Raw genomic sequence first — 13,145 nt, forward strand, 5'->3', positions numbered from 1 at the left:
CGGTCCATCATGCAAAAAAACATCACCTCCCTGGGGTCGCTGAATTGGGATGACCTCAAGTTTTTCCTCGAAGTGGCCCGTACCCGCAAGGCCAGCACGGCCGCCAAGCGCCTGGCGGTCGACTACACCACGGTGTCGCGACGCATCAGCTCGCTGGAAGCTTCACTGGGTACGCTGCTGTTCGAGAAATCCCGGACCAACGGTTTTGTCCTGACGGCCGAAGGCCAACGATTGCTGGGCTACGCCGAATCGATCGAAAGCACGCTGCACATGGCTTGCGAACAGGTCTCAGGCTCCGGCGTCGCGCTGTCGGGCCATGTGCGCATGGGCTGTACAGAAGGCTTCGGCAGTTTTTTCATCACGCCGCAACTGAGCCACTTCGTCGATGCCTACCCGGCCATTTCCGTGGACATCCTGCCGCTGCCGCACTTCATCAGCCTCTCCAAGCGCGAAGCCGACATCGTCATCGCCCTCGAACGCCCAGAACACGGCCCATACGTATGCTGCAAGCTGTGCGACTACCGCCTGCAGCTCTACGCCACCCAGCAATACCTGGACAACCACCCGCCCATCCACCGTCCGGCGGACTTGGGCAAGCACTCGTTCATCAGCTATGTGGACGACCTGGCATTCAGTTCCGAGCTGCTCTACCTCGCCAACGTCCTGCCCGGCGCGCATGCTCACCTGCGCAGCACCAGCGTGATCGCGCAATTTGTCGCGGCCCAACAGGGGCGGTCGCTGGCGATCCTGCCGTGCTTCCTGGCGGCCCAGGACCCACGCCTGTTGCCGGTGCTGCCGGAAGAAATCACGGTTACCCGGCAGTTCTGGATGTATTGCCGGGAGGACCTGCGCAAGCTCAAGCGGATCACCTTGTTGTGGGATTACATTCGCGAGGTGACTGAACAGAACCGGCTGTTGCTGATGGGCGACAGCCGGGAGATGGTGTTTGCCGATTAGTCGGCAATGACCACGATGGCGACGCGGCGGTTTTCGGTGCGGCCGCTGGCCGTGTCGTTGGATGCGACGGGTTGGCTGCTGCCCAGGCCGCGCAGCTGGACGTTTTCTTCTCGCATGCCCACGCCTGTCAAGACCTTGCCAACGCTGTTGGCCCGGCGTACCGACAGTTGTTCGTTATAGGCTTGGGAGCCCGATGCGTCGGTATGACCGTCGACACGTACTCGCTCGATACCTGCGCCCAGCAGGGCCTTGCCGATCCGCTCGACAATTTCGGTACTGGCAGGATTGAGGCTTTCCACATCGCTGCCAAACAGCACTTTGCCGGAGAGACCGAAGGCCCAGCCCTCCTCCGTCAACTTGAAACCCTGCTCCTTGAGGACGGCGATCTGCGCTGGGGTCAGGCCTTTCGGCGGTGTGGTCTGGCACCCGGCGAGGGTAAAAACGGCGATCAATAAAAATGCTGCGAATCGCAGCAGGGGGAAACGAGCATTTGAACGCATGCAATCAGCTCCTGGTTTGAAGATCCGCGACCGGGTGCTCCGACCCTGCCGTGTGTTGGCCGCCTCGGGCGAGGCGCTTGGCCTGGTACATCGCCGCATCGGCGGCACTCAGCAAGGCGCCGGGCGTGGCACCATGTTCGGGAAAAACCGCGATACCGACACTGAGGGACGTCAAGACCGAGGCATTGCCGGGCAACTGAATCGGCATGTCCATGCTGGCAATGATTTTCTCAGCGATCCGCTCGGCATCCTCGACCTTGTGCAGGGGCGTCAGCAGCACGGCAAACTCATCGCCCCCCAGGCGCGCGACCAGGTCATTCTCTCGCAACTGCGCGCGGACCCGGGTCGCCACGGCAGTCAGCACCGCATCGCCGGCAGCGTGACCGAAGTTGTCATTGATGCCCTTGAAGCGGTCGCTGTCCAGATACAGGACGGCCACCTGCTCGTCGAGCTTGCTGGCATTGCGCAACGCGCGGATCAATCGACCTTCGAAAAATGCCCGGTTAGGCAATCCGGTCAGGCTGTCGTGGCTGGCCTGGTGAGCCAAGGTTTCGTTTTCACTTTGCAGATGGGTCTGCCAGGATTCCAGTTCGGCAAGCAAGGCGTTGAAGTCGTTGCCCAGGTTGTCCAGTTCAGCGATGTCGGCCGGCGGCACGCGACGATCCAGAGCGCGCTCGCAGCGCGCGGCGTGAGCCACTTCAGCCAGGCTGCGCAGTGGCCCGGTAATCGACCGCAACTGGCGCCTCGCCAGATACAGCGCGACCCAGGCGCTTATCGCCGTACATAAAACAATGCCCGCGAGGCCGCTGAGCAAAAATCGCAACAGGCTTCCGCCATGTCCGGCCAGCAAGATTCTGCCGATGTTCTGTCCTTGGTGGACGATGGGAAGGCTGATCGGTTTTTCCAGGAATGCCTTCGCGATATGCAATTCCAGACCCGACAAGAGGCCGGTGTCGGGTCGCTGCCAGTGAGCCAGAAGGCGACCGTGCTCATTGAATATCTGCGCATCGGCTACTTCTTCGGTGGCGGCAATCAGCGCCAGCGCTTCCGTGGCGGCGGCCGCGTCATCAAACACCACGGCGGCCTCCACGGTGTAATTGATTGAACGGGCGATCAAATGCAGGTTGTGATCGGCATAGACCCGCAACGCGAGCACGCCGAGCAGCGTCAGCGAAATGCTGGCCATGGAGATCGCCACCAGTGCGACGATCAGATGGCCGCGACCGATAACCGAGCCCAACGTGGGCCGAACTCGTGGCTTTGGGGAACTCATGGGGCGGCCGGCCTGCGACGTGAAAGCTGGAGAACGCTCGGATGAATTCGCACGCCACTGCGCGCAACCGAATCAAGGTTGACCTCGAACGAGACCTGTTCATCGCCGACCCGCAGGCAGAACAGACTGCCCACGGTACATTGATCGCCCCCCTCGCTGATGCTCAACACAGGCTTGCCAATCAATGACGTGAACAGGCGCGAGCGTTCCTCATTGGTCAGCCTGCCGATGTAGACAGCGTTGCAGTCGTCGGCGATGCCAGGATGATCTGCCAGCACCCGCTGCACGGATACCGGTCGGCCCGTGGCCTGGGTCGTACCTTTGACAAGCACATCGGTATATTGAGTCGGACCGACGATACAGAGCTGCAATTGTGTCGGCTCCACAGGCCAACGGGCATAGCTGAGGATGCCCAGCACGACCTGTGTGACCGCTTCGGCTCGCTGGTCGGCGCGGTCGGGGGTTACCTGCTCTTGAGCGACCACCGCGAATGACAGCATCCATAGGAAGCCGGCAAGCACATGAGGCTTCCAGTTCTCGCTGCACGCTGCCCCCCGAACTGCCACCATCCTGGATGATCTCTGATTAAGATAAGAGCCGAAACGATAACACAGTGTCAAAAAGCCAGCGAGACAGTGCCCTACGGCGATTTCCGACAAAAAACAGGCAGAACCGCGATCGAAGCATTAAAGGTGAAAGTTAGGCAATCAGCCACCTTGTTCCCATTCCAACATCAACCCACTCAGGCGCTTGACCTTGCGGCGGACGGCCTCCTCGAATACCCCGGCTCTCGGCTCTATGAGACTGAACCAGTGCTTGCCCCGGGTAACCGCCGTGTATACCAGTTCCTTGGTCAACACGGGGTTCAACACATCGGGAAGGATGAGCGCCGTATGGGCGAACTCCGAGCCTTGGGACTTGTGCACCGTCATGGCGTACACGGTTTCCACATCATTCAGGCGACTGGGCAGGACAAAACGCACGCCACCTTGGCCATCGTTACGGGGGAAGGCAACTCTCAACACCTGTCTGCCCGCATCAGGCCCGTCACGCTCAGGCAGCTTTAGGGCGATGCCGATATCGCCATTCATCAACCCGAGCCCGTAGTCGTTGCGAGTCATCAGTACCGGACGCCCCTCGTACCAGAGATGATCGCTGTCGATCAAACGAGCCTTGAGCAACGCAGCCGTGATCCGCTGATTCAACCCCTCGACACCCCACGGGCCTTTGCGCACGGCACAAAGCAACTGGAACTCGTCGAATGCCGCCAGGACATCCCTGGCCCACTCCGTCCAGCAACTGTCTTCCAACGGACGAGAAATGTCCGGGCGCCGTTGCCGCAGCAGATTCAGGTAATGCCGATACCCTTGCGGGCCATCTACTCGGCCGTCGAGCAGAAAACGCTCCAGCACTCCGTCATGCTCGCCTTTGAGTCCAAGGAAAAACAGGTCCGCATATTGACCGCCCTGCAGCACCTGACGGGCTTTCTCCGGCTGTTGCCGATTCACGCTGCGGGCCAATTGCCCAATGCCGCTGCCTTCGCCAAAGCGCCGGGAATGCCTGAGCATGACCACTTGCTGGGCCAGGGGATGAGCGCCATCGAGGTCCTGCTTCAGGTCGCTGGCCGCCAGGTTCTCGCCGCTGACGGACTCGAGCCAGGCCAGGGTCTGCGGGCTATACCAGCCTTCCTCGGCATCCCGACATAGATCCCCCAGAACCGCACCCGCCTCGACCGACGCCAACTGGTCCTTGTCACCCAGCAGCACCAGGCGCGCATGAGGCGGCAGTGCATCCAGCAAATTCGCCATCATTTCCAGGTCGATCATTGACGCTTCATCAACCACCAGCACATCCAGTGGCAAGCGATTGCCCCGATGATGGCGAAAATGCCGAGTACCAGGGCGGCTGCCCAGCAGTCGATGGACGGTGGTGACGTCGCAGGGAATGCGCTCGCGCACGCCATCGGACACATCCAGCGTCCGGACCTGCTGGCTGATGGACTCGGTCAAGCGCGCCGCTGCCTTGCCAGTGGGCGCGGCCAGGCGAATACGCAGCGGTTTCCCAGCCTCGACAGCCGGCGCCTGCAACAAGGCAAGCAGACGCACGACCGTGGTGGTCTTCCCTGTGCCCGGGCCGCCCGTCACGATGCTGAAAGCGCTCCGGGTCGCCAGCGCGCAGGCCAGCTTCTGCCAATCGATCGGACCTGTGAGACTGGCCGCTCCGAACAATCCCGCAAGGCGCTCGCGCAGGTCATCGGGCGCTGCGCCATGATCGGCCAGCCGTTGACGCAATGCTTCATCGATCCGCCGTTCATAGGCCCAGTAACGGCGCAGATAGAGGCGTTTGCCCGACAGCACCAACGGCCGCTGCTGCGCCTCTTCAGTCATGTCGACCGCCAAGGCGACCAGGCGACTGGATGCCAGGACCTTGCACCAATGGGCGGGGTCCAGAGCTTGCAGTATCTGGGACGGCAACAGCGTTGCGCCTGTCTGAACGTCGCCCTCGGGAGGGAGCGACAGTGCGAAGTCCGGCTCGCTGAGTGTCTCGAACAGATCCAGGCAGACGTGTCCATGACCCAGTTGGTGACTGGTCAGTGCCGCGGCGAGCAGTACCAGCGGATCGTCGTTGGGCTCCAGCTCATGGAGGAACGCGACAAACGCCTTGTCCAGGGCTCGAAGCCAGCCGCGCTCCACCCAGCGCGTGAGCAGCAGCAACAGATCACTCGCCTCACTCAGCGGCGCAAGGTTGGCCAGGCTCTCGTCTTCGGACGGTCTGGGGAGCAGGTCGGCAAAGGAACGACTCATAACAGTTCTCCCTGTACCCACGCCGGTTCGGCCTTGGGTTCGGGCGCCCCGCGGAACAGGCGATCGAGTTGTTCGATCAAGGCTCGCGGGGGCTTGGTGAAATACACGCCCTGGCTGGCTGCGCGCGTGCCACGCAAGAATATATACAACGCTCCGCCGACATGCCGGTCGTAGTCATAATCGGGCAAGCGTGCCTTGAGCTGGCGATGCAGCGCCAACAGGTACAGGACGTATTGCAAGTCGTAGCGATTATCCAGGATCGATTGCTCCATCGCCTGCACGGTGTAGGCCGTGTCATCAGCCCCCAGCCAGTTGGACTTGTAATCAGCCACGTAGTACCGACCGTCATGTTCGAAGGTCAAGTCGATGAAACCCTTGAACATGCCGTTGAGCAACACCGGCTCCGCTGCGATGCGAGCCACGCCGCCATGGGTGAATCGGCAGACAAGTTCGTCAAGCTTGAGCACATCGACTTTGTGGCTGGCGAACCAGAACTCCATTTCGACCTGGAAGCGAGTCAGCTGCGTCAACAACACCGGAGCCTGGCCGCCACCGATATGCAAAGGTGTTGTGATCAGGTGCTGCAACCAGTCGCCTAGCGTGGAGATCCAGCCTTTCCAGCCTCGGCGGTTGCAACGTCGGGCAATGGCATCCTCGATTATCGCTGGCGTGGTGGTAAATCCTTCCCTGGCCGACCACTCCAGGAGGCCATGCAGGAACGTGCCCGGGTTTGGGCCGCGTGGAAAGCGATGGATGTCGCCGCCGACAGCAACCACTTCCCTGGGGGCATCCGGGTCAAGACGCTCATCATCGAACTGTTTCTGCGCCTGTGGGTTTTCCGGTGCGGTGTCTCCCCCCGCGCTAAGCGTTTCGCCCAGGCGCAATGCGCTGTAGGAAGCGATCCACCAGTTCTCGCTGGCTTTGCGTACCGGCAACAAAGGTGCGCGCAACGCCGCTTCGTTTTGGGCTGGCAGGTAGTGTTCGTCGTTGGCCTGGGGCATATCCTGGCAGTTCACCGCTTGGCTGCCTTGTTGCAAATCTTCCAGCCATTGCCGCAACGCCACCGACTCCGTCAACGGTGCGCCGCCGCCCAGCAGATAACCCAGCGCCGACAGGTGCAGGATGGAGCGGCTGTTGCTGCCACGCTTGAGATCGGCGACACCCAGCCAACAGGCGTGTTGGGCGCGAGTCAGCGCCACATACAGGAGGCGCAGGTCTTCGGCCAAGCGTTCGTCATCGGCCTTGGCGATCAATACGGGGGTCGGCGTGAGACTGATTTGCGCCTGGCCGGCTTCGTCGTGGTAATGCAAAGGCAATCGGCTGCCGTCCACCGGTTTCGTCGAGCAAATGAACGGCAGGAAGACCAACGGATATTCGAGCCCCTTGGATTTGTGGATCGTCACCACTTTGACCAACTGCTCATCGCTTTCCAGGCGAAGGATCTGTTCTTCGCCGGCCTGCCCGGTCAACGCCAGATGCTCGGACAGGTATCGAATCAGCGCCTGCTCGCCATCCAGCTCGACGGCAGCCTGCTGCAACAGTTCGCACAGATGGAGCAAATTGGTCAGCACCCGCTCCCCGTCGCCACGCGTCATCAAGGCCTGGGGCAATTTGAAATCGTGCAGCAGGCGTCGCAACATCGGCAGCACACCCTGGGTACGCCAGACCAGCCGATAACCACGAAACTGCATGACGCGACTTTCCCATGCCAGCTCATCCTGATTAAGTCGCTCCAGCTCCGTAATCGGCAAGTCCAATGTGATGCTGGCCAGCGCCGCTCGCAATGGACGTTCGGCATCCGGCTCGGCGCACGCCTTCAGCCAGGTCAGCAAGTCCCGCGCTTCTTGCGCGGCAAACACCGAATCCTTGTCGGACAGGTAGACGCTTCGTACGCCTCGTGCAGACAATTCGCCGCGCACGGCCTGCGCTTCCTTGCCATCTCGAACCAGAATGGCGATGTCCGCCGGCAGCAGCCCACGCAAGGTATCCCCGTCACTGACAAACCCATCACGCCCCGACTGGCCGCCGTTGAGCAGCGCAGTGATCTCGCTGGCGCAGGCAGCGGCCATGTGTTGCCGATACGTCGCGCCAGAGAGCGGTTGGTCCGAGGCCAGGTGCCAGATATTCAAAGCGGGGACGGTTTGCCCTGCGATCAGCAGGGACTCCTTTCGTCCTTGGGATCCCACTGCCAGGAACGGCACCGGATTCTCACCCGATGGCTCACGGAACAGGAAAGCCCCGCGCCCTTTTGGACGGGTTTCCGCGTTCTGGAAAATATGGTTCACGGCGCCGACCATGGCATGGCTGGAACGAAAGTTCGTTCCCAGCGTATGCAGCCTGCCGGCAGTGGCTTCCCGGGCGCGCAGGTAGGTATAGATGTCAGCCCCCCGGAAAGCATAAATGGCCTGTTTCGGGTCGCCGATCAGGAACAGCCCTGTTTCGGGGTCGTTATCCTTGATGCGATAGATACTTTCGAATATCCGGTACTGGACCGGGTCGGTGTCCTGGAACTCGTCGATCAGAGCGACCGGAAACTGCTCACGAATCACGCTCGCCAGACGTTCCCCGCCTTCAGCCTGCAGAGCCGCGTCCAGACGCAACAGCATATCGTCGAAGCCCATTTCCGCTCGGCGACGCTTTTCCGCCTCGAAGCGCTCCCCTACCCATTGCGCGGCATGCTGCAACACGGCGGCATCGGGTGTCGGCAATGCGTCCAGGCTCGCCTTGAGCCCTGACATCGCGTCCAGGCCGGGGTGATTTGGCACCTCTCCCTTCCAGGCTTCGGCCATTCCCTCGGGTGTCAACCGCGTGAATCCCGTGCCGATGTCCAAAAGTTCAACGCTTTCATCCTCTACCCAGGCCGTGATCTTCTGGAACCACGGCTCAAAATAACGGGCTTGCATCTTGCGCCCATCGACGCTTTTACTCGCCACGCCTTGCTGGCATATCTCCAGCAATTCCACCGCCCATTGACGCCACGGCGCCTTGAGATCAAGCAAGGCAGCGCTGCGGTCCTGCAGGGCTGCGGCGATAAGCTCGGCGGGCTCAAGCCCATCATCATTGCCGCGTCCGTTGGAAAACAGGCCTTTCACTCGTGGCAACAACGCCGCAGGTCCACCCCAGTGGGTACGTACCCAATCCAGCGCCTCGCCTTGCATCGAGTAGCAGAACAGGCGCCAGTAGTCGCGCAGCACCTCGCCGAGCAGTTCGCTGTGATCGGTTTCCAGGGTCTGGGTAAACAAGCTGCCACTGTCAAAAGCATGCTCGCGCAGCATGCGCTGGCACCAACCATGGATAGTCGAAACGGCTGCCTCATCCATCCATTGCGCGGCAATGTCGAGCCGGTTGGCACAGGCAGGCCATTGCCCTTCGTCAAACTCATCACGCAACGCTGTTACCAACGAGTCCGGTGCAGGAATTTCGTCGCGAAAAAAACGCGCCGCCTCTGCCAGGCGCGTACGGATACGATCACGCAACTCCTTGGTGGCGGCGTCAGTAAAGGTCACCACCAGGATCTGCGGGGGAAGCAGTTCGCGACCGAATCCAGCCGCCGATCCGCCGTGCCCCAATACCAGGCGCAAGTACAAAGCAGATATGGTGAAAGTCTTGCCCGTACCGGCGCTGGCCTCGATCAACTGACTGCCCCGCAACGGGAAGGCCAGGGCCAACGGAGTTTGCCGACTCATGAACGCGCGTCCTCTTCGACCAGTGAACGCCAGGGCGCTTCGAATAACGGTCGATAGAGCGCATCGCACCAGTCGGGAAACGTTTCGTCTGCAACGAGCGCGTCAAAGTCAGCGAACTGTCGGGCCAGGGCCGGGCTTTCCCGCCGCTCGCCTTCGAAATTCAGACCGTCGCCGTCATAGGCTTTTCGAGCCGCCGCTTCGGCCTTTCCGGGGTCGCTCTGAGCGAGCCAGGCAAAGGCAGTCTTCACCGCGATCGGCAGCGGCTCGCGCATGCCTGTCTGCCAGGCTTGCAACAGATCACCGAGCAGTCTTCGCGAAACGGCTTCCTCAAAAGGCGCCAACAGCAAGCTGTCATCACTGGCAACCAATGCAGTCGTCATCGAAAGACCACTGGCGCAGGCGACCAGATGGTTCACCCAAGGTCGTATCAGGCGATGCCATTTTCGAGTCTTGGTGGAACCGATGCTGTTGGGGATGGCGGTAATCGCCAAGACCGCACCATCAGATCGCTGGTGCAGACCACTGAGCCAACCTTCGACACTGACTTCTGCCAATTGCAGACTGATGGGTACGGCGCTCGCCAATGGAGTCGGCCACAGCGCCAGAAGTTGTTGGTAACGTTGAAGCAGGTCTGGCAATGGCTCGATCAACTCACGCTGCAGGCTTTCACCAAAACCAGCCATGGGTAACAACCCGCTGTTCTGAAGCCGTTTGGCATGCGCCTGCAATGCAAGGTCCGGTTGATCGAGACGAATGAGAGCGGCTTCGAGCAGGCTGTCGCTCAAGCTGTAACGCTGCAACGCATCGAGCACGAAAGGCTCATCATCGGCCAGGGGAGCTTCGATGGTCTCGAAAAACACTTTGAGTCGCTGGCTGAAAAAATGACGGACAGGATTGCGCAGGAAATCCTGCAACTGACCAAGTCCCAAGGGTTCTTCCTGAACATAGGGAGCCAATCGCTGAGGCATCTGAGTGTGATCCTGGGCGTCATGAAGCACTCGCCATTCGGTGGCATAACTGAATAGCTGATCGCCCTGGTAAAAATAGCGGGCACTGAACGGTTGAAGAGGATGCTCCTGGGTGAGCGCGCCAAGAAGGCTTCCCTTGCCATCTGCCAACCGCCAGCCACTGGCAAGATGATCGCGTAGCTGGCCAACGAGAACGGAGGGCGGTCGCTCGCTATTGTCACGAATGCTGCGTCCCACCCAACTGATGTAGAGTTTTTCCCGTGCGGAAAGAAGCGCCTCCAGCATCAAGTACCGATCATCCTCGCGCCGGGAGCGATCGCCAGGCCGATAATCGCTGCCCATCAGGTCGAAGTCCAAGGGCGGTTGGGCGCGAGGGTAATCACCGTCATTCATTCCCAGCAAACAGACCAGTTTGAAAGGAATTGCTCGCATCGGCATCAAGGTACAAAAGTTGACCGCCCCAGCCAGGAAGCGCTGGGACAATCGCCCTTGGTCCAACCCGGCCAGCCAGGCCTCCCTTACGACCGTCAATGGCAGTTCATCGTGCAGGGCAACTGACTCGCAGGTTTCCAGCCAGGATTCACGCAGGTCTTCGAGCTGGGTCAGTAGATAATCGTCGTGTTCATTGCTCGCCAAGAAGAACAGCTGCATCAGGTTATGCAGGCGCGCGCCCCAATCCTGAGGCGATGCTGGCTGGCAGAGCTCCTGATGAGCGACTTCCAAGGCATCCAGCAACGCCACCAAAGGACCGATCAACGCCGCATCGAGACCACCGATTTCGTCATACGGCTCGATGCCTTCGTAAGCCTGCGAATTGCCGACCGCATACCCTAATAACATGCGACGCAGGCCGAAACGCCAGCTGTTCTGTTCAAGCTCTGCGGGCAAACCCAGCCCGGCACGATGCTCGGCACTCATTCCCCAACGGATGCCGGCCCCCTCGATCCAACGGTGCAGCGTTGGCAAATCGGACTCGCCAATGCCAAACCGCTCGCGCAACGCCGGGACGTCCAGCAAATCGAGGATTTCGCTGACCGGAAAACGACTATCAGGAAGTTTGAGCAGATGTTCGACTGCGATCAGAAAAGGGTCACGTCCACGCTGGCCTTGATCGGTCAGGGTGAATGGAATGAAACGATTGTCGAATTTATCAAGTTGACCGAACACCGCACGAATATGCGGCGCATAACTGTCGATATCCGGGACCATGACAATAATGTCGCGGGGACGCAAGGTCGGATCCTTGCTGAACTGAGCGAGGAGCTGATCATGGAGGATTTCGACTTCGCGTTGCGCGCTATGGGCGATATGGAAGCGGATGGACTCATCTTGCTGGGTATCGACCTCTGGCCATTGCTCTCGAGTTTCGTCCAAGGGACGCAATTCAAGAATGTCATTCTGCAACTGGCTGAGGAGGGTGGCAGGTTGGCCGTCGCTGAACAGATCGATTCGCCCTTCGCGGAACACCGAGCGATAGGTCGTGGGGTCATCGTAACTGTCGAGCAGATTGATATAGTCGCGCCCCTGTTTTCCCCAGGCCGCCAATAAAGGATGAGCATGCTGGTGCAACGTCTGCGAGTCGAGGACTTCAGGCATGCCGCGCTTACGTGCTTGCCGTTTGTATTGGTGGCGAAGCAAGTCCTTGTCGGCCACGATATCTGCCCAATGATGTCGGCATGGATTGTGGACACACAGCAAAACCTGGCTAAACCGTGAGAGCCCGGCAAGCGCCTCGAGGACTTGGGCGGGCAATGACGATATGCCAAAGACAATTACTCGCGCAGGCAGGCCTTGTGGAGCGGCTTCCAGGCTGTTGATGCACTCCAGATAGCGCTGATGAACACCAGCACGACTTTGGGCCATGCCCTTCTCACCTACATCCAGCAACAGGGCTCGCCACAGTTCCGCTTGCCAGCAATTGGCCGCCGCGAGCGGCTTGGTGTCACCGCGGACATTCCTCGTCTGGTGTCGTCCCTGTGCCCAGTCCTCGAGCCAGTCGGCACGGTAGACCTGATACTGGTCAAACAGGTCAGCCAGACGCTCAGACAGTTGGTAGCGCTTGCGCAAGTCAGCGTCATGAGTGAGAAAACGTCGCAGGGGTTCGAAATGTGGCTGTTCAATCAGCTGCGGCAGGAGACGCATCAGCCTCCATGTGAGCGGAGCCTTGTCCAAGAGGGATTTGGCAGGGATTTCGTCACGCCCGAGCACCATTCGATAGAGCTGCCACATGAAGCTACCTGGCAACTGCACGTCGATGGCTGCCGCAATGCCGCAACCGCCGGTATCGTCGTCTTCCGGGTCCTCAGCCAGCGCGAGTTTAAGCCATTGGGCAATACCGTTGCTCTGTACCAGCGCGATTTCATTTTCAAGAGGGGCCAGCGGATAACGCCGCATCAGGCTGATCACCAGGCTGCGCAATTCATCAAGGCGATTCCCGTGAACCACCATGAACGCTGGGCTAAGGGACGTTGCGTCCGGCATGAAAGGCATCCTTGAAAATGCAAAAGCTAGGGCAGAACCTTAGCATTGTCGGGGGGCTGTGACAGCCGGGAGCTGTCTGCGCTTGTCGTAAGAACTTTCTTGCAGGCAAAACAAAACCCCTACCTGCGTCAGCAGATAGGGGTTTCGGAATTTAATCTTGACGATGACCTACTCTCACATGGGGAAACCCCACACTACCATCGGCGATGCATCGTTTCACTGCTGAGTTCGGGATGGGATCAGGTGGTTCCAATGCTCTATGGTCGTCAAGAAATTCGGGTACTGAGTCGTGGCCTCATGGCCTCGCTTCAGCAAATTGGGTATGTGACAGCTTTCGGTGTTTGGTGAGTTTCGAACTTTCGGTTCATCTCGTCTTCACACACCGCAATCTGGCCTCTTTCGAGTCTACAGATTGCTTGGGTGTTATATGGTCAAGCCTCACGGGCAATTAGTACAGGTTAGCTCAACGCCTCACA

At 59.9% G+C, this 13,145-nt stretch carries 7 protein-coding genes and 1 rRNA gene; 1 reads left to right on the forward strand and 7 read right to left on the reverse strand.

Annotation, left to right across the window (positions count from 1 at the left end):
* Positions 1–9 precede the first annotated feature (9 nt).
* Positions 10–957, forward strand: a complete 948-nt coding sequence (locus Q7C33_RS03605) for a LysR family transcriptional regulator (RefSeq protein ID WP_030139717.1) — start codon at positions 10–12, stop codon at positions 955–957.
* Here the strand turns inward: Q7C33_RS03605 and Q7C33_RS03610 are convergent.
* From Q7C33_RS03610 to rrf, 7 genes are all read right to left on the reverse strand, one after another.
* Positions 954–1,457, reverse strand: a complete 504-nt coding sequence (locus Q7C33_RS03610) for an OmpA family protein (protein WP_030139716.1) — start codon at positions 1,455–1,457, stop codon at positions 954–956. The two genes, Q7C33_RS03605 and Q7C33_RS03610, sit on opposite strands and share 4 nt — an antisense overlap.
* Before the next feature lie 4 nt (positions 1,458–1,461).
* On the reverse strand, positions 1,462–2,730 hold the full coding sequence (locus Q7C33_RS03615; RefSeq protein WP_030139715.1) for a diguanylate cyclase domain-containing protein: 1,269 nt from the start codon (positions 2,728–2,730) through the stop codon (positions 1,462–1,464).
* Positions 2,727–3,299, reverse strand: a complete 573-nt coding sequence (locus tag Q7C33_RS03620; protein WP_407682842.1) for a YfiR family protein — start codon at positions 3,297–3,299, stop codon at positions 2,727–2,729. The genes Q7C33_RS03615 and Q7C33_RS03620 overlap by 4 nt, the downstream gene beginning before the upstream one ends.
* A 138-nt stretch (positions 3,300–3,437) precedes the next feature.
* Positions 3,438–5,534 carry an exodeoxyribonuclease V subunit alpha gene (gene recD / locus Q7C33_RS03625; RefSeq protein WP_202334980.1) on the reverse strand — a complete coding sequence of 699 codons (2,097 nt, stop codon included), beginning with the start codon at positions 5,532–5,534 and terminating at the stop codon, positions 3,438–3,440.
* A complete protein-coding gene (gene recB / locus Q7C33_RS03630; RefSeq protein WP_407682843.1) occupies positions 5,531–9,220 on the reverse strand; it encodes an exodeoxyribonuclease V subunit beta in 3,690 nt (1,229 codons plus the stop codon). The genes recD and recB overlap by 4 nt, the downstream gene beginning before the upstream one ends.
* Positions 9,217–12,669, reverse strand: coding sequence for an exodeoxyribonuclease V subunit gamma (gene recC, locus Q7C33_RS03635; RefSeq protein WP_407682844.1), 3,453 nt, complete (start codon positions 12,667–12,669; stop codon positions 9,217–9,219). The genes recB and recC overlap by 4 nt, the downstream gene beginning before the upstream one ends.
* Before the next feature lie 155 nt (positions 12,670–12,824).
* A 5S ribosomal RNA gene (rrf, locus tag Q7C33_RS03640) occupies positions 12,825–12,940 on the reverse strand.
* Positions 12,941–13,145 lie beyond the last annotated feature (205 nt).

The organism is Pseudomonas sp. BP11-1-1 (genome assembly GCF_052112105.1).
In the GTDB taxonomy this organism is placed as follows: Bacteria; Pseudomonadota; Gammaproteobacteria; order Pseudomonadales; family Pseudomonadaceae; genus Aquipseudomonas; species Aquipseudomonas alvandae.